This window comes from Pseudomonas sp. GW821-FHT09D08 (assembly GCF_059416305.1).
Genome location: NZ_JBWKOX010000012.1, coordinates 1 through 19,374, shown reverse-complemented (window position 1 = coordinate 19,374; position 19,374 = coordinate 1). Strand labels below are relative to the sequence as shown.

The window sequence follows — 19,374 nt, the reverse complement described above, 5'->3', positions numbered from 1 at the left end:
AAGAGGGGCGGTGGGCATTACTCGATCAGCCGCGCATAGCGCTCGTGCTTGATCTTGTCGGCGATGTTTTTAAGCAGGGTGTCGATCTGGTCTTCACCTTCTGCGAAGTCCTCGGCGTCGGCGAACACCATGTTCTTGGCACCGTTGGTGCACACGCGGATGCCAGGGCCGGCAACCCGGTCGAACAGCTGGCGGCCGAAGTCCTGCGGGTCGCCGGGGCGCACGCCGATGAAGTAGAACTTGAGGTTGCGCTGGCGGAAGCTGTCGCACAGGCGCATAAAGCGGCGCCCGGCCACATCGGTGGAACTGGTGGTGTTGCTCTCGCCGTCCAGGGCCTGGCCGACTTCGGCGTTGTAGCTGTCGATGTCGAACCAGTTGCCGGTGGTGTTGGCCAGCATCACGATGATCTTCACGTTGTCGGCATTGCCGTCTTCGTTGAAGTCCAGGGGCAACTCGTTGTCGCCCCAGCCGTTGATGCCGCGCATGTTCGGTGACAGCGCCGAGCCGGCCCAACCCATGGCGATGGCGTAGTTGGTGTTGAAGCGGGTGCTGATCAGGTCCAGGCGCTTTTCGATTTCCTCAAAATCCTGGGTCAGCGGCAGCAGCGCAGCGTTTGGGCAGCCCTTGTCGGCCACCATCCAACGTGTGTCGACCACGCCATCGGCCTGGCCAAAGTCCGGGTTGGGGCCGCGCCAGGAAATCGCCGGGGCACCGGGGCTGCCGTTTTCCGGCAGGTCGTGGCGGTAGTGGATTTTGAATTGGCCGTTGGGCGGCTGATCCCAGTAGTAGTTCTGGCCCAGCCCCAGGCCGCGATAGACGCACAGCAGGTTGGCGCGCCGGTCCGGAATGCGCCGGTCGGCCAGGCTGCTGTAGCCGCTGCGAAACAGGCTGCGCAACTCCACCGGATTGAGCGCGCCGGGGGCTGCCCAGCGCTGGAGACGTTGCGGGTCCTTGGCGTCGTAGACGTTCACCGACTGGCTGTAGGGAATCAGCGACAGCCAGACCTTGTTGTCGCTGTCGGCATCGCTGTCTTCCCCCAGCAGGTTGCCGGCAAAGGACTTGCCCAGGCGGCGCAACGCGGCGAGGTTGGAGGAGGTTTCGCTGAGGGTGGTGGGCAGGATCAGCGCCACTTCGGTGGGCCGCGATACCACTTCCACGGTGGAATGCACCTGCTGCAAGCGCCGCTCGCCACCCAGCAGGATCGGCTCGGCATGCAGGCTGACGGCCACACGCAAGGTCACCGGTGCATCGCCGCCGCCACCGCTGGTGACTTTGAGCGAGTCGTACTCCAGTTGCTCAAACAGTTCGCTGTCCATGCCCAGGTTGTTTTGCACGTAGCCCCAGGCGATTTTCTTCAGCTCGGCGGCGCTGGTGCGGCTGTCCATCAAGCGCTGGTTGCCGATGGCGATGGCGGCGGAGTCGGTGGCACGTTTGACCTGAGCGGCATTGTTGGTCATGCGCGACAGGTCGATGGCGTACGCGGTGGCGAGCAAGGCGCCGCCGATGGCCAAGACCATGAACGGTGCGACGCCGCCGTGCTGTTCGCGGCACAGGCGCTTGAGGGCGTTTTTCATGTGGGCTTGACCGCAGGCATGACGTCGCAGGGCAGGTGCAGGCCTTCGTAGGCCAGGCCTGCGTTGACCAACAACAGCAACAACCATTGTGAGGGGAACCGGGAAAGCAGGCGTGTCATCGGGGGCTCATCGTTGCTTGTGCAAGTGGCGGCAAAGATAAGAACTATTCCCAACATCGGGCAATCGCCGGTTCATTAAGAATGCTTAATACGCCCGTCAGCTGGCGTCTTCGTCGTCCAGGCCGGCTTCGCGGGACAGCTGCTTGTCCAGCTCCGGTTCGTCATAGAGCATGCGGCTGAAGGCCAGGGCCTGGATGTCCTTGTCCATCAGCAAACCGCTGCCCAGCATCAGGGTGTTGGTGTTGCGGCACAGCTGCACCACGATCAGCGCGCGCTTGCTGGTGGTGGTCTTGCTGTTGGCGTCATCACCCGCCGGCTGTTCTTCCGGCAGGCCGCCGACGTAGTGGGTGCCTTGGCTGTAGCTGGGACAAATACCGGTGACGGCACCTCGTTGCAGGGGCTTCCAGGTCATGTTGCGGTCCAGGGATACCTTGCTGATCACCAACTGGTAGTCACCCAGGACTTTGGGCGACGCTGCCTGGCGCAACAGCGCATCGAGGCCGTCGCTGTCCAGCGTCGGTTGGGCGGCCAGCACCGAGGCGATGTTGTGCGCCGACTGCTCCATGTAGGCCCGTGCCTGATGCACGTTGTACAGGTCGGCGCTGACCAGCGCCGTGCCGATCAGCAAGGGCAGCATCAGGATGCCCTCCATCATTGCAGTGCCGCGTTGGCGGCGGGGCAGGTGACGCATCAGGTGTCGTCCTCGCTGGGGTCCTCGCTGGGCAGGTTGCCGAGCAGGTGGCGGTATTGGTATTGGAAGCCGCTGCCCAGGCCGAACAGGCTTGGCAGTGGCGTGATGAAGGTCTGGCTCAAGTCCACGGTGATACTCAGGATCGGCGGCGACTTGAAGTTCTGCGCCTGCTCCTTGGCCTCCTCGGCAGTGGCGCTTTGGCGGTCCTGGCCGAACTGGTGCAGGTTGTCGAAGGGCAGCACATCGACCTCCAGGTTGTTCTCGCCGAGAAAGCCGTAGGAGTAGCTCAACATGCGCGTTTCGATGTCGGCCTGCAGGGCATCGGCGCTCTTGAGGTAGAAGCTTTCTTCGGCGCGAAAATCCTGTACCGCATGCTCCAGCGCGATACTGCCGACGCCGATTACCATGGCGATACGCGCCAGTTCGAACAGGATCATCACCGCAAATAACAGCACCGGCAGGATGAACGCGGTTTCGGTGGCGGTGACCGCGTCCTGGTTGCGCCACAGGCGCTTGAGCTTACGGCCCATCAACGTTGCTCGGTCAGTGCCAGGGGGCGCTGGCTGGCAGCGAGCAGTTCACTGGCCAGCGGCGCGCCGTTGGCGATGCGTTCGCGGGTGGCCTGGAAGTCGCGCAGGATGGGTTCGGCGTAGCTGGGGTCGATACTTTGCTGCAGCACCCGGCGCGCGGTGTCGTCGTGGCCGTCGAGCACGTAGGCCAGGGCCAGATTGAGCTTAAGCGCGGCATCACGGCTTTCCCGGGGCTGGTTGAGCAGGCCGATGGCCTTGGCGCGGTCGCCGCTGGCCAGCCAGTTGAGGGCCAGGTTATTGGTGGCCGCGACGTTGGCCGGGTCGATGGCCAGGGCCTTTTCGAACGCGTCGCGTGCGGCCTGGTTTTGCCCCTGGATGTTCAGGGCCACGCCCAGGCCGTTGAGGTTTTGCGGGTTGTCGGGTTCCACGTCGAGGGCGCATTGGAAGTCCTTGGCCGCCAGCGCCGCGCCGCCCATGGCCAGGCGTGAACGGGCCAAACCGCTGCACACTGCCAAGCGCTGGTCGGCAGGCATGGCTTGCAGGTTGCCGCCCAGTTCCTGGCGCGCACGGTCGTACAGGGCAAAGGCCTCGCGTGGCGGACGTACCTGGGCGGCGACGCTGGCGTATTCGATCAGGTACACGCCCTTGAGTTGTTGGCGCTGGTCCATGCGCTCGTAGATTTCATAGGCCCCAGGCAGGCGGCCGTTGTCCCGCAGCACGCGGGCCAGGCGCAGCGCTTCCTTGGCCTCCTTGCTGTCGAGGCCGGCGACGGCGGTGGTATCACGGTACAGCGACGGCAGGCTGCTGCAGCCACTGAGGCTCAACAGGCTGAGCAACAGCACAAAAGGCAAGGCACGGGACATGGTAGTGGGGCTCCGGAAAGTCATTGTCAACTGCCCAGCAGGCGGATGATGCGCACCATCGCCGGGGCGCCCATCATGGCGATGATCGGCGGCAGGATCAGGGTCATCAGCGGCACGCTGAGTTGCGCTGGCAACTTGCCAGCCTTTTCTTCAAGGTTGAGGATCAGGGTTTTGCGGCTTTCATCGGCAATTGTGCGCAACGCCTGGGACAACGGCGTGCCGTAGCGCTCGGCCTGGATCAGTGTGGCGACCATCACTTCCACACTGCGCACGCCGGTGCGTTCGGCGAGGTTGAGCAGGGCCTTGGGGCGATCGCTGAGGATCTGCAGTTCGGCCTGGGTGTAGCGCAGTTCGTCGGCCATTTCCACGGCCGACAGGCTCATCTCGCGGGACACCACCTGCAGCACCCGGCCCAGCGGCAGGCCGGCTTCGGCGCAGATCACCATCAAGTCCAAGGCGTCCGGCAGACTGCGATCAAGGCGCCCGCCACGTTGGCCGGCGCGAACCTTGAGCCAGAGCTCCGGCAACGTGGTGCCGACAAACAGCGCGATCAGGCCACCGGCGATACCGTTCAGGCTCATGCGCGAGCCGGGTTCCAGCACGCCGAATAACACCGTGCACAGCAGCGCCAGGCCCAGCGTGTATTTGCCACCCATCAACAGGCCTAGGGCTTCGCGGCTGCGAAAGCCGGCCATGCCCAGCAGGCGGCGCAGGTGTGCGCGGTCACTGGCGGTGCCAGCGAGTTTGTCACCCACCCGGGCGAGCGGCAGCAACAGCGCACGCAGGCGTGGTGACAGTTGCAGGCCCTGGCCGCGCAGGATGTTGTCGTCCACGTTGGGCAGTGCCGTATCCGCAGGCTTTTGTCCCAGGCGCGCTGCCAGGTTGTCGGGCCGCTGCTGGCGGTACGCGCCAAGCAGCGTGAGGCCCATGCCGCACAGCAGCACGCCGAGCGCGCTTTGGGCGAGGGGATCGTCAAGTAGGTTCATAGCACGCGGCGCACCATCATGTGGGTGATCAACAGGCCCAGGGTCACGCTGCCGAACGCGTAGAACAGCACGCTGTTGCCGGTGGGGTCGTTGAGCAGGAAGTGAAAGTCCTTGGGCGAATTGACGTACATGTAGCCCAGGGACAGCGGCACCAGTGCGCCGACAATCTTGGCCGAGGCACGGGCTTCGGAGGTCTTGGCCTGGATCTTCAATTGCAGTTCGTGGCGCTCGCGCAGCGTGGCGGACAGTCGGTCAAGGGTTTCACCCAAACGCCCACCGGCCTCCTGGTTGATGATCAGGATCACCGCGAAAAACCGGTACTCGTTCAGCGGCACGCGCAAGGTGGAATCCTGCATCACCTGGCGCAACGGCACGCCCAGGCGTAGCCAGTTGTCGATCAGGGCAAATTCCACCGCCAGGGGGCCGGGGATATTTTCCGCGACCAGGGTGAAGGCGTTGCTGATCGGCACCCCGGCGCGGGCGGTGCGGGTGATTGCGTCAATGGCCTGGGGCAGGCTCAGGCGCAATTCCTTGAGGTGCTTGGCCAGTGCATTGCGGTACAGCACGTTGCTGAACCCCAAAAACGCGAGCACGCCGAACAGGCTGCCGAACAGCAGCGGCATCGGCGTTTCGCGGCCCAGCAGCACGGCGATCATCAGGCTGCACAGACTCAGCAGGATGATGCGCATGCGCAAACTCTTGTGCCAGCCCAGCACGCGCAGGTTGAGCCACACCCGTGCGATGACCGGGCCAAGCAGTGGCAGGGTTTCCAGGGGCGGATGTTCCAGTTCGCGCAGCACGTTCTCGGCCTCGGCCAATGCCCCGGAAGGCCTGGCTGCCGGGGCTTCGTGGCTATCGAACAAGACCTTGAGGCGTTCCAGGCGCAGGCGGTTGGCCTCGTCGCTACGACGTCCGCGGTTAAGGCTGCGCGCCGCCAGGAATACCAGCAGCACCAGCACAAATACCAGCACGGTAAACAGGTCGAGGAGGGCGTCCATCAACATTGCCCTTCGAACAAATGGGCGTGGCTGCTATAGAACTGCGGGCGCTGGCCGCTGGCGACAAATTCGCCGATCAGGTGGCCCTTGGCATCAACGCTGGTGGTCTTGAAGCCGAACAGCTCCTGGGTCTGGATCACGTCGTTTTCCATGCCGCAGATTTCCGTGATAGACACCACGCGCCGCGCGCCGTCGCGCATGCGTTCGATCTGCACGATCAGGTTGACCGCACTGGCGATCTGGCGGCGGATCGCTTCCAGCGGCAGTTGCATGCTCGCCATCATCACCATGTTTTCCATGCGCATGATCGCGTCGCGCGGGGTATTGGAGTGCACGGTGCACAGCGAACCATCGTGGCCGGTGTTCATCGCCTGGAGCATGTCGAAGCTTTCACCGCCGCGCACTTCGCCGAGGATGATGCGGTCGGGGCGCATCCGCAGGGCGTTGCGCACCAGGTCGCGCTGGTCGACCTTGCCGGTGCCTTCGGCGCTGACCGGGCGGGTTTCCAGGCGCACCACGTGAATCTGTTGCAGTTGCAGTTCGGCGGCATCTTCGATGGTGATGATGCGGTCGGCGTCACTGATTTTCTGCGACAGGGCGTTGAGCAACGTGGTCTTGCCCGCGCCCGTGCCGCCCGAGACGATGATATTGAGCTTGGCCAGCATCGCCCGTTGCAGCACCTCGGCCATCTGCGTCGACATCGCGCCGCGCTCGGCGAGGATTTCCAGGGACATGTTGCGGCGCATGAATTTACGAATGGAGATGGTGGTGCCGTCGATGGCCAGCGGGTAAGTAATCACGTTGACCCGGCTGCCATCGGCCAGGCGTGCATCCACCATCGGGTGGCTTTCGTCGATGCGCCGGCCGACGGCGGCGGCGATGCGCTGGGCCGTGTTGAACACATGCTCTTCGTCGATAAAGGTGATGGACGACAGTTCCAGCTTGCCGAAGCGCTCGACAAACACCTGGCCGGCACCGTTGACCAGGATGTCGTTGACCGAGTCGTCAGCGAGCAACGGTTGGATTGGACCGATGCCCACCATTTCGTTGAGCATCTCTTCGCCGATGCTTTCTTCTTCCTGGCGCGACAGCTGCAAGCGATTGTCATCACAGATGCGGCGGATCACCGTTTCGATCTGTACCCGTAGTTTGTCGCGGCCCAGGCTCGCGGCCTTGAGCGGGTCGATCTGATCGTAGAGCTGGCTGCGAATCAGCTTGCGATGGGCGAGGGCGGTGAGGTCCACGGCTTTGCTGGTGGCGCTGCGTTGCACACTGGTGGCGCGTACTTCCTGAGGGGCAGGGGCGGCGGCAGGCGCGGGTGTTGCGCGCGCCTGGGGTTTCTTCGGTTGACGGATGAGCATGCTCGGTTCTCCTTGGCTCAGGCCGCTGTGCGTGGGCGCCCAAGGGCGTGCTTCAAGCGGGTGATGATGCTCAATGGGGTGCCCGAGCGTTTGGCCGGTTGGCGGCCGCAGGCGAGGTCGGCGAGGTCTAGCAGGGCGTTTTCGAACGCCGGTACGCCGGCAAGGCTCAGCGGTCCGCGCAACAGGCTTTGGCTCAGCACATTGCCGACATGGGGCAGTACCAGGTCGATGCGCCGGCCCACGAAGGCTTCGAATTGCGCCCGATCAATCAGGCCCGCACCGGCATTGCGTGTCGGGTTGACCACCAGCAGCAGGTGCTGGCCGCTGCTCTCGTCGCCGATTTCGCGCAGCAGGCGCAGGGTGTGGCGGGCGTCCTGTACGGTGAGGTCGGTGAGGATAATCCGCGTCTGCGCGTTGGCCAGTACCTCCAGGGCCCCCGAGGGCCGCCCGGCGGGCAGGTCCCAGATCACCTGGTTGAACATATGGCAAAGGTTGCCGCCCAGGTTCATCAAGTGCTCGGCATCCAGCGTCGGAGCGGAATGCAGGTTGGCTTCCTGGGCGAGCAAAAACAGGCGTTCGTTGATCTGGCCCATGGACCGCTGCAAAAAGCGTGTGTCGATTTCTTCACTGGCCAATACGGCCGTCAGTCCGGCTTCGCCCTCGTAGCCCAGCAGCAATGCCTGGTCGCCGTTGGCACGGTCGAAGTCTACCACTGCGCAGTGGGTATGACGGTGCTCCGAGAGCAAGCGCGCCAGGCCGCTGACTACGGTGCTGGTGCCCGCACCCCCACTCGCGGCGGTGACCGCGATGGTGCGGCCGGTGCGCGCGGGCAGGTGCTGCTCGTTGCCGGCAGCGCGGGTGAGAGTGTCGGCCAACTGGTCCAGCGGCACTGGTTTGATCAGGTAATCGAACAGGCCGTGGTGCAGCAACGTGCGGTACAGGTTGACGTCCTGGCGGCTGCCCAGGGCGATGATCTGGCACGCCGGATCGCAGCTCTGGCTAAGTTCGTTGATCGCGTGCAGCGGCAGGGCTTCGTCGTCCAGGTCGACCAGTAACAGGGCTGGCACCGGATGGGCGCGGGTCCATTCGATGGCTGCGGCAATGCCACCGTTGCGTGCATATTCAGCCGCGTAGCCGAGGCGTACCAGGTTTTCGCCGTAGAGCCGCGCCTGCTCGGCATTGGCGGCAAACAGCAGCAGATCCGGCAGGCTGCCCGGGGTGTTCGAGTCGTTCATGATGTGGCTCCCGGGTCAGTTCTTGCTGAAGTCGATGTCGAGCAGCTCACGCGGCTCATCGTCGTAATAGCGGGTGATGCTGTTGACCGCCGTGTTGCCGTCGCCGCTATCGAGGGCCTGGGCACGCACCAGGTCACGCGGGTCGGAGACCATGCGCGCAATGTTGGCGCGGTTGGCGCAGCCCAGTTGGCCGGTGGCCTGGAAGGGCTTGACGGTCCAATTCTGGCCATCGGCCACAGCGCAGTCGGGGACTGTCACTACCATGGCTTCGGAAACCACTTGCAGGTCTTCGTCGCTGGCGTTGGCGCTGCGCAGTTGTACCGGGGCGATGATGACCTGCTGGGCGGGCGTACCCAGCTCACGCAGCACCGACGCCAGGCGCTTGCTCACCGTTTCACCGGCGGGGGTGAAGGGGCGCAGGGTCAGGGTCTGGTTATGCAGGCGGCCCTGGCTGCGCAGCAAGGTGTTGAGGTTGGCCAGGGAGTCGGGGGTGAGGCTGCCGCTGCCATTGATGTGCAGCGCCGCCATCAATGCCGAGGGTTTCACACTCGGCGCCTTGGCCTGGTTGTAGGGCTGGAAGCGGTTCTCGCGCATCTGGTTGATCTGGTGGTCACAGCCGCCCAGCAGCAGGGCCAGGGCCAGCAGGGGCAACAAGGGTTTGATTGCAGGCATGGACATCTCTCCGTGACTCAGTACAGGTAGCCGGCGGACGCCTGGCTCGGCAGTTGGGTGTCGAGGGCGCGAATGCCGCGTCCGGGTGTCTGCAAATCGCCAGGGCTGGTGGGCTCGACCACGTAGGCGGTGGCGATGATCACCAGCTCGGTGTCTTGCTGGTCGCTTTTCTCGGTTTCGAACAAGCGGCCCAAGCCGGGGATATTTTTGAGCCCCGGTACGCCAGTGACGCTCTGGTTGATGTTGCTGCGCAGCATGCCGGCGAGGGCGAAGCTTTGGCCGCTGGCCAGTTCCACCGTAGTGTCGGCGCGACGGACCTTGAAGGCCGGGATCACGTTGCCTTCCAGGGTCACGGCACCTTCGTCCGACAGGTCGCTGACTTCCGGCGCCACGTGCAGGCTGATGCGGTTGGGCGAGAGCAGGGTGGGGGTCATGCGCATGATCACGCCGTACTGCTTGTATTCGATGCTCACGTTGTTGTTGGTGATGATCACGATCGGCACTTCACCCCCGGCGGCAAAACCTGCGGTCTCCCCTGACATGGCGGTGAGGTTCGGCTCGGCGAGCACCGTGGCCAGGCCGTCTTCGGACAAGGCGGTGAGCAAGCCGGCAACGCTGGTGGAGCCCCGGGTGTGGGAGCCGCCCGCCACCGCGTTGGTGGCCGTGCGCAGTGGGGTGATACCACTGTTGGTGGCGGTAAACAGGCTGCTGGCGTTGCTGAAGAAATAGTTGTTGTTCTTGAGTGTGGCTTCCCAGTTCATGCCTAGCTGGCTGCTGAGGCTGCGGGACACTTCGACGATCCGCACGCTGATATTGACCTGGGCCGACAGCTCCACTTTCAACTGGTTGATGACCCGTGGCGGTGGTGCATCACCGCCGCCTCCAGCAGGACCGCCACCACCGCCGCCGCCACCCCCTTGGCCGCCGTTTTTGTCATCGCTGGAACCCAGGTATGCCTGTACGCTGCTGATCACTTGCTTGGCTTGTTGCGGGGTGCGGACCTGGCCGCGCACGATCAAGCCATTGCCCGACGAGGGGCCGAACTCGACGCGGGCGCCGGGGATCTCGTTGCTGATCTGCTCGCTCAAGGCTGCCAGGTCGTGGCGGGCCACCAGGCGGATTGCAGCGATCACATCGTCGTTGTGGTCCAGGGCATACAGGGTGGTGGTGCCGGCACCTTCGGCGAACAGGAACACGCTGCTGCTGGACGGCATCTGGAAACTCGCGACCTTGGGGTCGGCCACCAGCACCTTGGCGGCGGCGCGGGGCAGTTGCAGCAGGCGGCCTTGTTTGACCAGCAGTTGGATGTCCTGGGTTTCCTTGACCTCGGTAAGCTTGGCCGGCAGGTGCGGACGCGGCGCTGGCGGGGTGTAGAAGTCCTGCTCGGCCTGGGTGACTTGGGCGTCTTCGGGGGGGGCGGGGTGCACCGGACCGATGATCTGGTCTTCGGGGTAGTCCTGGGCAGCTTCTTCGGCCAGGGCGATGTGGGGCCAGGTCGAGCTGATGCTCAGCGCGCACGCCAGCGTCAACGCCGGAGTCTTCGAGGCGAACTTCATGGTGTCGGGTTCCGAGTAGGCGAGTACGGCCAGCGTCGCGGCTGGCTATGAATAGGGGTGGTGGGGGCTTAGTTGGCCTTGACCATTTCGAACTGAGCGCCGCGAAACGCCTGGATCGGCGGGTTGAAACCGTCGTATATCTGGGTGGCCTGGCGCAACGTGGTCGCACCCTGGCTGCCTAGTTGCGGGCCGTCTCCCGAGGTTTCTGCGATGCCGCGCAGGGCCAGTTGCAGGGTGCCAATTTCCCGCGCCAGTGCCAGGCGTTCGGCCTGTGACGGAGGCACCTCAAGGGTCACGGTTTCGTAGAACTCGGTGTCGCGGCGTTGCTTCTTGCGTAAGGCCAGGTCGGCTGGGCTTTCGCGCAGGCTGATGTCGCTGCGGGCCACGTTGTTAAGGGCCAGCACGCGTACGTTACGCAACAGGGTTTGTGAGGCCAGTTTCGGCATGCCATCGGAGGCGCCGCTGGATTTATCGCCTCCGGCGGCCAGGCTCAAAATCACATCGACTCGATCACCCGCCGATACCAAGCCGGAGCTGCTGGCCACGGCATTGGTCGGTACGGCAATCGCGCGCATCCCCGGCTTGAGCACCGCAGCCACGAAACCCGGTTCGCCAGCGCGCACCACTAGGTTATTGATCAGCGGCTGACCCTTGGCGATGGGTTGGCGCACGGTGGCGCCGAGGACCACGTCGACTGTGTCCTGATCACGCACGAAGTACTGCAATGGCGAATACTTTTGGTCGACAGCTTGCCATTCGACGCTGGCGGTGTCGATGAATTCGCCCGGTTTGATGTCGCGGGACATCACCAGGATTGCTTGCTTGGGTTCTGGCTCCACGACCGGCTCCGCAACCCGTTGCGCCACCACCGGTTGCGGCGGGGTGGCGAGCAAGGCCCGGGCGAGCAAGGCAGCGCCGCCGGCCACGACCAGGGCGCCGGCCAGTAGAAGAATGGATGGGTTTTTCATGGGGTCAGCCCGAGGTCAGGATTGAATGGGAAACAGCAGGGTGTAGAACGCGCCGCTGGCGATGGCCAGGCCGTAGGGGATGCCTTGGGGGCGATCTGCCGTCAGCACCGTGGGCACCGGAATGTTCAGTTGCGGGTAACGCTGGCCGAGCTTCAGCCAACCCTGGGCGCAGGCGTTTTCCACCAGGTTCAGCAGTGGCAACGCCAGGGCCAGCATGCCGCCAGCCAGTGCGGTGATTATCAGGAAAGCCATCAGATCGTCGCAGTCGATCCACAGGCACATCACGGCCATCAGCTTGACGTCCCCCGCACCGACTCGACCCAGGCTGAACAGGCCGTAGCCGACCAACAGCACTGCGCCAGCGCCGGTCAGGGAACCGGTGATTTCATGCAGGATCTCGCTGCGGCTGAGCACTGCCCACGGTCCCTGGCCCAGTGCTGCCATCAGCGGCAATGCGACCCACAGGGCCAGCAGGGTGAGGATCAAGGTGTTGTGGATGCGCCGGTACAGCAAGTCGGTGCAGATCACCCAGCACAAGGCCGGGATCAGTACCAGGATGGCAAGCGTGGATGGCATGACTCTCTCCGTCGCCTGCGCTTACTTGCTGCTGCCAGGGTTGCTGGTGTTGGTGATCTGGTCGGCAATCGAGGCGAAACGCTCTTTGAGTGCGGTGACGAACACGCCTTCGGAGCCGAAGATCACGCCGATTGCAGCGGCCATGGCGGCGGCGAGGATGCCGTATTCGATTGCGGTCACACCACTTTCGTCAGCGAGAAAAGCTTTAAGGCGGTTGGCCATGGTGAGGCTCCTGAAGGGCTTGAGAACAGAGGGGCGCCGGGAGAAAAGTGCCCCCGGCGAGGTGGCGATATTAAGATTTATTCTCAATTGGCAAGCAACAGCCGAATTATTAAGAATGCTTAAGGAACGCCGTGTTTCAGGCCGCGGGGTGTTGTTTGAGCTGGATCACCGCGCGCAGCCCCGGGCGGTTGTCTTCCAGGATCAGGTCGCCGCCATGTAGCTCGGCGATGGCGCGGATCATGGTCAGACCCAGGCCATTGCCAGGTGTACCGCCGCTGGTGTCCAGGCGCTGGAAGCGCTCCACCGCTGTGGTGCGCAGGGGCGCCGCAATGCCAGGACCGAGGTCGGCTACGCACAGGAACGAGTAGTCCTTGTTCTGGTACGCCTTGAGGGTAATTGGCAGGCCTGCAGGTGCGTACTTGAGGGCGTTGTCAATCATGTTGGCCATGGCCTGGAACAGCAGCGCCTTGTCGCCGTAGAGCCAGCAGTCGGCGGGTGCCTGGATGTGCAGCGGGCAGCAGCGCTCCTCGGCCAGTGGCAGGTAGTACTCGACCACATCCGCCAGCAGCGTGTGGGCGGGGAAGGTTTCGAACTGATAGGCCAGGCGACCGGTCTCCACTTCGGCCACGCGCATCACGGCGCGGAACAGGTTCTGGATGCGCTCGCTGTCTTGCACCGCTTGCAGCAACTCGGTGCGGGCCTGACCGTCGACCATGTCCACTGCGCTGAGCAGGCGACTTTGCAGGCGCGTCAACGGTGTGCGCAGTTCATGGGCGATGTGGGTGGTGATGTTCTTCACCTCGTCCATCAGCTTGTTAATGCGCAGTAGGCCCTGGTTGATTTCGATGCCTAACCGGTCGAACTCATCACCGTGCAACGCATGGGGCACGCGCACGCTGTGGTCGCCACCGGCGTAGCGCGCCAGTGCATCGCGGATGCTGTTGATGCGGTACAGATTACGCATGCTGAACGGCAGGCTGATCAGCACGATGGACAACAGGATCACTAATAGGCCTGCGCCAGCGATCAGCGGGATCATGCGTGTGCGTTCGAGCATGGGCCGCAGGTCGTAGCCGCTGAAGTATTGGCCGCCACCGGGCAGGGGCATCAGCAGACCGAGGATGTCGGCTTCACGGCCCTTGGCGGTGAGCAGGGTGCCATGGCGCCAGTTGGTGTTGCACGGCTCGGGGCAGTCCATTTGCGGTAGCAGGCGCGCGTCGCCGAACAACGCGTTGCCGGCTGCGTCGAAGACGATGGAATGACGGTCCTTACGCACTTCCAGGGCTAGGCCGTTTTGCAGGTTTCTGGCGGCTTCGCGGGCATCGCTCAGGCGCCCGTGGTACTGCTGGGTTCGCACGTCGGTGAGGATCATGTCGCGCACGTGGCTGCGCATGACCACCGCCAGTAGCTGGTTGCTGAGGATGATCGAGGCGAGGGCGACCAGCAGGCAGATAAAGGCAATTGTGGTGGCTTGGCGGAAGTTACTGGTGTTGAGCAGCAGTTTGAGGTTGCGGTTAACCAAATACATAGCCGATTGCCCGCACGGTACGAATCATTGCGCGCTCGAAACCCTTGTCGAGTTTATTGCGCAGCTTGGACAGGTGCACATCGATGAGGTTGGTCTGCGGGTCGAAGTGATAACCCCAGACTTTTTCTAGCAGCATGCCGCGTGTGACGGTCTGGCCCACATGCTCGGCCAAAACCTGGAGCAGCTTGAACTCCTTGTCGGTCAGGTCGATGCGCTTGCCAGCGCGGGTGACTTCGCGGCGCGCCATGTCGATCTGCATGTCTTCGACCTGGATGCGGTCCTCCTGGGCGGTCTGGTTGTGACGGCGGGCGAGCAGTTCCAGGCGCAGCAGCAGTTCGGTGAAGTCAAAGGGCTTGCCCAGGTAATCATCAGCACCGGCGCGCAAGCCTTCGACGCGGTCGCTGGACTGATCGTTAGCCGACAGGATCAGGATTGGCGGGCGCACCACACCGTGCAGGCGGTTGAGCACTTCGATGCCGTCTATGCGCGGCAACATGCGGTCGAGAATGACCACGTCGAACGCTTCACCTTTTAGGATCTGCAGCGCACCCTCGCCATTATCCACCAAGCGGCAGCTATGGCCGCAAGCATGGAGTTTGCTGCCGAGCCAGTGACTGACTGAGCTGTCATCTTCGACCACCAGAACACGCATGAAGAACTCCTTTCTAGTGTGGGGTAGAGGCAGGGGTCTTGTACCAAGCGCCGGTGAAAACACTCAGTTAAGAATTGTTAAATTAGAATAGTGAGAATCATTATCATTTGTAGCGAGCGTGGAGTAAATGCCAAAGATGATTTTTTTGCGGTGTGGCCGCAAGCTAAGGCTTTGGACCGAGTTTTTGGGGCAGGGCGTCAAGTTGGAGGCGGGTGCTGCGTTAGCGTCGGTTGTTGGGTACGCCATAAGTCTCACGTTGTGAGAATCGAACACGATCTAACTGTGTAGGTGCGTCGTGTATTTCTCAAATCGTGATACACCTAGGCCAAAATGCGCGGCAGAGGTTGATGGATCGGACAAAAGGCACTGCAATACTCGACAAAACCTTCGAAATCCTTGATGCCATCGGCCTTTCCACCGAGTTGTCTGGACAACCAGCAACTGACGGCGTCGATCATCCGCGTGTCCAGCTACGACCTGGCGATCAAGGCGGCTATCGCCGGCCAACTCCGCACCCGGCAGCTATGCAAGGTTTGCGACGAGACGTTGAAGACCGGGCTCGGTGAATACATCACCTATCGAGCAGCCCGTGAGCTGACGCCAACGGCGCAGACGTTGTGGGACTGGGTAGTCGCTACTTCAGCGTAACAACTTGTGCGCTACTGGTAGCAGGCATAGGTCGAGAAGTGTCACGCCTTGGCGCAGTTTACATGCGCCTGACGCATGCAGTGCACAAGGATAATGCGCTTTTGCCAATCCCTTACCGCAGGTAGTTTGGACCTGTACACGGACTTTGACGTCCATCCCTTCCAACAAGAATAACGTCCGAGGGAAAACCATGACAGCGCACCATCTTTGCGACCAGGCCGCACCCGAACACAGCAAACAATCAGGCTGACTCCGTTTCCTCCACGGATACCCCATTCGCACCTAAAACAATGAAAAAAGCTCGCAGCGTTGCCAAAACGCCTCGAGCGGCTGGAGGTAAACATGTCCATACCGTCGAACAGCATCAGCGGCACCTTGTCGCCCAATGCATCGTCTGTGGTCGCCAGTTCTGGAGCCTGGACCACGCTTTTCATTCTCACCGCAGTGTATGCGATCAATATTGCCGACCGCTATGTCCTGTCCACTCTGATCGAACCGATCAAAAACGAGTTCCAACTCAGCGACGCCTCGGTCGGCTTTCTTACCGGTGTGTCGCTGGCGATCTTCTATGTAGCCGCTGGCCTTCCATTCGGCGCGCTGGCAGACAGGACTAACCGCAAGCGCATGATCGGCGCGGCAGTGGCAATTTGGTCGGCCATGACCGTGTTCTGTGGCCTGAGCAGCAGCTTCTGGCAACTCTTGCTGGCCCGTATCGGAGTTGGCATCGGAGAGGCGGGCGGTACCCCCCCCCCTAGCCACTCGATCATCGCCGACAAGTTTCGACCTAAACAGCGCGCCTTTGCCCTGTCGGTTTACGGTATCGGCGCTAGTGTCGGTGCCTGGTTCGGTGCGTCAGGCGCGGGTTACTTGAATGACGCCTTTGGCTGGCGCACCACGTTGCTGGTCTTCGGGCTGTGCGGACTGCCGTTCGCCCTGTTGGTGTGGCTGTGCATCCGCGAGCCGAAGAGGGTGCACGATGAGGGCATCAGCCCTGACATCCACAGCGACAACATCAGCTTCAAGGAGACATTCCATTACACACTTCAGAGTCGGGCGCTGTTTCACCTGATCGCAGGGGCCACTGTCATCACCTTCTGGGGGGGCATTCTCTGGTGGGCGACGTCCTTTCTGGTGCGTACCTATTCGATGTCGGTAGGTGCGGCGGACGCCATGCTTGGGCCGATCCATGGCATTGCCGGTACCGCGATGATGGTGGTCACCGTGCTGGTAATGCTCCTGTTGCGAAGCAAGCCCCTGTACCAGCAATCGAGCTTCGTGGCCTGGACAACGCTGCTCGGTACGCTGTTCTCCATCGCCCTGTTCGCCACAAGCAATCTGGAGATCGCGCACGTCCTGCTCTGGCTCTTCATACCAATCACCTACATCTACATCGGCCCTTCAATCGGTCTGCTGCAGAACCTTTATCCCGCAGGCATGCGCGCCAAAGGTTCGGCAATCCTGCTGTTTACCGCGAATATTGCCAACCTCGCGATCGCGCCACAGTTGGTTGGCCTGCTGTCTGACTTCGTCGCACCACGCATCGACAATCCGGCCGAATCGCTGCGCTACGTGCTGTTGGGCTGCGCCTTCACCGGTATTTGGGCGGCCTATCACTATTGGGCTTGCGCCCGGCAAATGAAAAGGAAATCGCTATGATCCAGCCACTCGGTGTCAACGAAGCGCAGTTGCGCTACAGCCAGCGACCGCTCTCCGGTAGTGCTCGGGTCGAAATGGGCTGGTCAATCGCACAGGACGATGACGGGGCATTGCTCGCCGGATTTGCGAAATGGGACGGGGGTGAGTCGCCTTACAAGACGCTGGACTACGACGAAGTGATGATCGTGCTGGAGGGGGCGTTTGGCTTCCAGCTGGAGTCCGGTGAACGTTTTGAAGGAGGGCCCGAAACCACCTTACGGATTCCCAAAAACACGGTGGTGAAATATTTCGGCTCGAAGGCGAAAGTCTTCTTTGTCATCACACCACCAGGGAAGTGACGGCTCATGGATGCATTGCAGATGGACATAAAACTCAAACCTCATGATGACCGAACCAATGGCTGGTCGGCAATTCTTCCATCGCGGCATCCGCATCCGACCTTGCGGGAGCAGGTGGACGCCGACTGGCTGATCATCGGCGCCGGCTATGCAGGACTCGCCGCTGCCCGCCGGTTGGCGCACAATCGACCGAACGACAGGATCGTGGTGCTCGAGGCTGGCGAGGCGGGGGACAATGCGTCCGGACGCAATTCCGGATTCGCTATCGATGTGCCGCACAACGTCGGCAGCTCCGTTGCAGAACTGGAAAAGGCGGGCAATTACAAGCGCCTGATGAAGGCGGGTATCGCCAGCCTCAATGAGATCGTCAAGGCGCGCAACATACAGTGCGACTGGAGCGTAAAGGGCAAGTATCACTGCGCTGCCGCGCCTCAGCTGGCCGAGACCTTGCTCAGGCATCATGCGCACGAACTGCAGTCGCTCGGTGAGCCTTACGAATGGCTGGAACAGGCGGCGCTTGCCAAACGCCTGGGGACTTCATTTTTCCATGCCGGGATTTACACGCCGGGCTGCATCCTGCTCAACCCTTCGGCGTTGACCCGTGGGCTTGCGGATTCCCTGCCAGAAAATGTCTCGGTATTCGAGAACAGTGCAGTGACCCGCCTGGACTTCGGCACGAAGATTTACGCCAGCACCGAGCAGGGTTCGGTCAGCGCACGCCAGCTGATCCTCGCCAACAATGGCAGTGCCTCGCCGTTACCCGGTTTCGAACGGCAAATGTTCAACGTCGCCTCCTATGGCACGCTGCCCCGGCCCTTGACGCCGGAGCAGCGCGCGCGAATAGGCGACGTCGAGGAGTGGGCCGTGACCCCTGCGAACGCGGTCAGCGGCGCAACCATGCGCTATACCCGAGATCACCGCATCCTGATTCGCCAGCAGTTCGATTTTACCCCGACCATGCAGGTCAATGAGAGCACTCGCTCACGGGTGCGCGAACAGCACAAGACGGTATTCTTGGCTCGATTCCCTGAACTCAGGGATGTGGCAATGGAACACTTCTGGATGGGATTTTCAGCATCACTCGCAACGGAGCGCCGCGATGGGGCAAGATTGACCAGAACGTCTACGCGGCGGTGGGGTGCAATGGCGTCGGTATTGCCAAGCAGACCATTGCTGGCGAGACGCTGGCGGACCTCGTCTGCGGCGTGGAGAACGATCTGATCGCCGATATGCTGGAGCTTGGTGAACCGCAGAAATTGCCGCCCAGGCCATTTCTCGACATTGGCGTGAAAGGCTATCTGGCTAAGGAACGCTGGGTCGGGAGGCAAGAGTTGGAGCAGTTCTGACGGCACAAGTGCTGTGCGCGAAGAGGCAGAATCTCAGCATTCGTTCAGTCAGTGAGATAGCTCTCTTCCATGTCAGGATGCGTCTCAAAGCTTTCCGTTCCAAGGTAGATCAGGCCTACTTCCTGAATCGCCCCGGATTCTCTAGACACCTTGCAAGCTCATTGCGTAACGCTTTTCAAACTCTACCGGTGACAGTTGATTGTTGAAACCATGCCGGCGTTTTGCGTTGTAGAACATCTCGATGTAATCGAACACATCACTACGAGCATCTTCGCGCGTGGAATAGATTTTCCGCTTGATCCGTTCCCGCTTTAGAAGCTGGAAAAAGCTCTCGGCCACGGCGTTGTCATGACAGTTGCCTCGGCGACTCATGCTGGCAACCAAATTGTTCGCTTTCAAAAAACTGCGCCAATCGGAGCTGCTGTACTGGCTGCCCTGGTCGGAGTGAACCATCACCTCCTGTTTCGGTTTTCGCCTCCAAACCGCCATCAATAACGCATCAATGGCCAAATCACTGGTCATCTGCGATTTCATTGACCAGCCGACGACCTGACGAGAAAACAGATCCAGCACGACCGCCAAATACAGCCAGCCTTCATACGTGCGAATGTAGGTGATGTCGGTGACCCAAACTTTGTTGGGTTCTACGACATCGAACTGGCGCTTCAGCAAATTGGGTGAGGCGACCGCTGGCTTACCGCCGTACTTGCCAGGGCGGCGTCGATACCCTGTCTGAGAGCGCAGACCTTCAAGACGCATCAGCCTCGCCACACGATGCCGACCACAATCCTCACCGACCTCGCGCAGATCGTCATGAATTTTGCGATAGCCATAAACACCGCCGCTCTCCAGCCA

The 19,374-nt window shown here is 62.1% G+C and carries 22 protein-coding genes; 5 read left to right on the top strand and 17 right to left on the bottom strand.

The window, feature by feature from the left end:
• Positions 1-17: 17 nt before the first annotated feature.
• The 16 genes from AC07OP_RS19880 to AC07OP_RS19805 all read right to left on the bottom strand — a co-directional run bounded on the left by AC07OP_RS19880 (position 18) and on the right by AC07OP_RS19805 (position 14,531).
• Entirely contained in the window at positions 18-1,574 is a 1,557-nt protein-coding gene (locus AC07OP_RS19880; protein WP_495102252.1) for a TadE/TadG family type IV pilus assembly protein, read from the bottom strand.
• Positions 1,571-1,693: a hypothetical protein gene (locus AC07OP_RS19875; RefSeq protein WP_495102251.1), complete on the bottom strand. Its 123-nt coding sequence runs from the start codon at positions 1,691-1,693 to the stop codon at positions 1,571-1,573. Before AC07OP_RS19875 ends, AC07OP_RS19880 begins: the two co-directional genes overlap by 4 nt.
• 97 nt (positions 1,694-1,790) lie before the next feature.
• Positions 1,791-2,384 carry a TadE/TadG family type IV pilus assembly protein gene (locus AC07OP_RS19870; protein WP_495102250.1) on the bottom strand — a complete coding sequence of 198 codons (594 nt, stop codon included), beginning with the start codon at positions 2,382-2,384 and terminating at the stop codon, positions 1,791-1,793.
• Positions 2,384-2,914 carry a TadE/TadG family type IV pilus assembly protein gene (locus AC07OP_RS19865; RefSeq protein ID WP_495102249.1) on the bottom strand — a complete coding sequence of 177 codons (531 nt, stop codon included), beginning with the start codon at positions 2,912-2,914 and terminating at the stop codon, positions 2,384-2,386. The genes AC07OP_RS19870 and AC07OP_RS19865 overlap by 1 nt, the downstream gene beginning before the upstream one ends.
• Positions 2,914-3,777 (bottom strand): tetratricopeptide repeat protein, encoded by an 864-nt coding sequence (locus tag AC07OP_RS19860; protein ID WP_495102248.1) that lies wholly within the window; start codon positions 3,775-3,777, stop codon positions 2,914-2,916. The genes AC07OP_RS19865 and AC07OP_RS19860 overlap by 1 nt, the downstream gene beginning before the upstream one ends.
• A gap of 26 nt (positions 3,778-3,803) precedes the next feature.
• Positions 3,804-4,763 (bottom strand): type II secretion system F family protein, encoded by a 960-nt coding sequence (locus tag AC07OP_RS19855; RefSeq protein ID WP_495102247.1) that lies wholly within the window; start codon positions 4,761-4,763, stop codon positions 3,804-3,806.
• A complete protein-coding gene (locus AC07OP_RS19850; protein ID WP_495102246.1) occupies positions 4,760-5,761 on the bottom strand; it encodes a type II secretion system F family protein in 1,002 nt (333 codons plus the stop codon). Before AC07OP_RS19850 ends, AC07OP_RS19855 begins: the two co-directional genes overlap by 4 nt.
• Positions 5,761-7,122, bottom strand: a complete 1,362-nt coding sequence (locus AC07OP_RS19845; RefSeq protein ID WP_495102245.1) for a TadA family conjugal transfer-associated ATPase — start codon at positions 7,120-7,122, stop codon at positions 5,761-5,763. The genes AC07OP_RS19850 and AC07OP_RS19845 overlap by 1 nt, the downstream gene beginning before the upstream one ends.
• A 17-nt stretch (positions 7,123-7,139) precedes the next feature.
• The gene (locus AC07OP_RS19840; RefSeq protein WP_495102244.1) at positions 7,140-8,357 is read right to left on the bottom strand and encodes a CpaE/TadZ family protein; all 1,218 of its coding nucleotides are present in this window, start codon (positions 8,355-8,357) and stop codon (positions 7,140-7,142) included.
• A 15-nt stretch (positions 8,358-8,372) separates the two neighbouring features.
• Complete coding sequence (locus tag AC07OP_RS19835) at positions 8,373-9,029, bottom strand: CpaD family pilus assembly lipoprotein (RefSeq protein WP_495102243.1); 657 nt, start codon at positions 9,027-9,029, stop codon at positions 8,373-8,375.
• A 17-nt stretch (positions 9,030-9,046) separates the two neighbouring features.
• Positions 9,047-10,585, bottom strand: a complete 1,539-nt coding sequence (locus tag AC07OP_RS19830) for a type II and III secretion system protein family protein (RefSeq protein ID WP_495102242.1) — start codon at positions 10,583-10,585, stop codon at positions 9,047-9,049.
• 68 nt (positions 10,586-10,653) lie between these two features.
• Positions 10,654-11,553, bottom strand: a complete 900-nt coding sequence (gene cpaB, locus AC07OP_RS19825; RefSeq protein WP_495102241.1) for a Flp pilus assembly protein CpaB — start codon at positions 11,551-11,553, stop codon at positions 10,654-10,656.
• Positions 11,554-11,568: 15 nt separating this feature from the next.
• Positions 11,569-12,129, bottom strand: a complete 561-nt coding sequence (locus tag AC07OP_RS19820) for an A24 family peptidase (protein WP_495102240.1) — start codon at positions 12,127-12,129, stop codon at positions 11,569-11,571.
• Positions 12,130-12,150: 21 nt separating this feature from the next.
• A complete protein-coding gene (locus AC07OP_RS19815; RefSeq protein ID WP_495102239.1) occupies positions 12,151-12,351 on the bottom strand; it encodes a Flp family type IVb pilin in 201 nt (66 codons plus the stop codon).
• A 136-nt stretch (positions 12,352-12,487) separates the two neighbouring features.
• Entirely contained in the window at positions 12,488-13,879 is a 1,392-nt protein-coding gene (locus AC07OP_RS19810; RefSeq protein WP_495102238.1) for a sensor histidine kinase, read from the bottom strand.
• Entirely contained in the window at positions 13,866-14,531 is a 666-nt protein-coding gene (locus AC07OP_RS19805) for a response regulator transcription factor (RefSeq protein ID WP_495102237.1), read from the bottom strand. Before AC07OP_RS19805 ends, AC07OP_RS19810 begins: the two co-directional genes overlap by 14 nt.
• Before the next feature lie 399 nt (positions 14,532-14,930).
• Between AC07OP_RS19805 and AC07OP_RS19800 the strand changes: the two genes are divergently transcribed.
• The 5 genes from AC07OP_RS19800 (at position 14,931) to AC07OP_RS19780 (ending at position 18,519) form a co-directional block, all read left to right on the top strand.
• A complete protein-coding gene (locus AC07OP_RS19800) occupies positions 14,931-15,179 on the top strand; it encodes a hypothetical protein (protein ID WP_495102236.1) in 249 nt (82 codons plus the stop codon).
• A 342-nt stretch (positions 15,180-15,521) separates the two neighbouring features.
• A complete protein-coding gene (locus tag AC07OP_RS19795; RefSeq protein WP_495102235.1) occupies positions 15,522-16,835 on the top strand; it encodes a spinster family MFS transporter in 1,314 nt (437 codons plus the stop codon).
• The gene (locus AC07OP_RS19790; RefSeq protein ID WP_495102234.1) at positions 16,832-17,173 is read left to right on the top strand and encodes a hypothetical protein; all 342 of its coding nucleotides are present in this window, start codon (positions 16,832-16,834) and stop codon (positions 17,171-17,173) included. Before AC07OP_RS19795 ends, AC07OP_RS19790 begins: the two co-directional genes overlap by 4 nt.
• A gap of 6 nt (positions 17,174-17,179) precedes the next feature.
• Positions 17,180-18,394, top strand: a complete 1,215-nt coding sequence (locus tag AC07OP_RS19785) for an NAD(P)/FAD-dependent oxidoreductase (protein WP_495102233.1) — start codon at positions 17,180-17,182, stop codon at positions 18,392-18,394.
• Positions 18,379-18,519: a hypothetical protein gene (locus AC07OP_RS19780; RefSeq protein ID WP_495102232.1), complete on the top strand. Its 141-nt coding sequence runs from the start codon at positions 18,379-18,381 to the stop codon at positions 18,517-18,519. The genes AC07OP_RS19785 and AC07OP_RS19780 overlap by 16 nt, the downstream gene beginning before the upstream one ends.
• 141 nt (positions 18,520-18,660) lie before the next feature.
• On the opposite strand, the gene AC07OP_RS19775 is transcribed toward AC07OP_RS19780, so the two are convergent.
• Positions 18,661-19,374 (bottom strand): IS3 family transposase (locus tag AC07OP_RS19775; RefSeq protein ID WP_495109917.1); only part of this gene is annotated, 714 nt, incomplete at its 5' end.

Excerpts from the sequence above, each read along its gene's own strand:
- AC07OP_RS19855 (WP_495102247.1), bottom strand. The coding sequence starts at position 4,763 with ATGAACCTACTTGACGATCCCCTCGCCCAAAGCGCGCTCGGCGTGCTG.
- AC07OP_RS19880 (WP_495102252.1), bottom strand. The coding sequence starts at position 1,574 with ATGAAAAACGCCCTCAAGCGCCTGTGCCGCGAACAGCACGGCGGCGTC.
- AC07OP_RS19875 (WP_495102251.1), bottom strand. The coding sequence starts at position 1,693 with ATGACACGCCTGCTTTCCCGGTTCCCCTCACAATGGTTGTTGCTGTTG.
- AC07OP_RS19840 (WP_495102244.1), bottom strand. The coding sequence starts at position 8,357 with ATGAACGACTCGAACACCCCGGGCAGCCTGCCGGATCTGCTGCTGTTT.
- AC07OP_RS19800 (WP_495102236.1), top strand. The coding sequence starts at position 14,931 with ATGCCATCGGCCTTTCCACCGAGTTGTCTGGACAACCAGCAACTGACG.
- AC07OP_RS19795 (WP_495102235.1), top strand. The coding sequence starts at position 15,522 with ATGTCCATACCGTCGAACAGCATCAGCGGCACCTTGTCGCCCAATGCA.
- cpaB (WP_495102241.1), bottom strand. The coding sequence starts at position 11,553 with ATGAAAAACCCATCCATTCTTCTACTGGCCGGCGCCCTGGTCGTGGCC.
- AC07OP_RS19870 (WP_495102250.1), bottom strand. The coding sequence starts at position 2,384 with ATGCGTCACCTGCCCCGCCGCCAACGCGGCACTGCAATGATGGAGGGC.
- AC07OP_RS19835 (WP_495102243.1), bottom strand. The coding sequence starts at position 9,029 with ATGCCTGCAATCAAACCCTTGTTGCCCCTGCTGGCCCTGGCCCTGCTG.
- AC07OP_RS19810 (WP_495102238.1), bottom strand. The coding sequence starts at position 13,879 with ATGTATTTGGTTAACCGCAACCTCAAACTGCTGCTCAACACCAGTAAC.
- AC07OP_RS19850 (WP_495102246.1), bottom strand. The coding sequence starts at position 5,761 with ATGGACGCCCTCCTCGACCTGTTTACCGTGCTGGTATTTGTGCTGGTG.
- AC07OP_RS19845 (WP_495102245.1), bottom strand. The coding sequence starts at position 7,122 with ATGCTCATCCGTCAACCGAAGAAACCCCAGGCGCGCGCAACACCCGCG.
- AC07OP_RS19785 (WP_495102233.1), top strand. The coding sequence starts at position 17,180 with ATGGATGCATTGCAGATGGACATAAAACTCAAACCTCATGATGACCGA.
- AC07OP_RS19865 (WP_495102249.1), bottom strand. The coding sequence starts at position 2,914 with ATGGGCCGTAAGCTCAAGCGCCTGTGGCGCAACCAGGACGCGGTCACC.
- AC07OP_RS19805 (WP_495102237.1), bottom strand. The coding sequence starts at position 14,531 with ATGCGTGTTCTGGTGGTCGAAGATGACAGCTCAGTCAGTCACTGGCTC.
- AC07OP_RS19860 (WP_495102248.1), bottom strand. The coding sequence starts at position 3,777 with ATGTCCCGTGCCTTGCCTTTTGTGCTGTTGCTCAGCCTGTTGAGCCTC.
- AC07OP_RS19830 (WP_495102242.1), bottom strand. The coding sequence starts at position 10,585 with ATGAAGTTCGCCTCGAAGACTCCGGCGTTGACGCTGGCGTGCGCGCTG.
- AC07OP_RS19820 (WP_495102240.1), bottom strand. The coding sequence starts at position 12,129 with ATGCCATCCACGCTTGCCATCCTGGTACTGATCCCGGCCTTGTGCTGG.
- AC07OP_RS19790 (WP_495102234.1), top strand. The coding sequence starts at position 16,832 with ATGATCCAGCCACTCGGTGTCAACGAAGCGCAGTTGCGCTACAGCCAG.
- AC07OP_RS19815 (WP_495102239.1), bottom strand. The coding sequence starts at position 12,351 with ATGGCCAACCGCCTTAAAGCTTTTCTCGCTGACGAAAGTGGTGTGACC.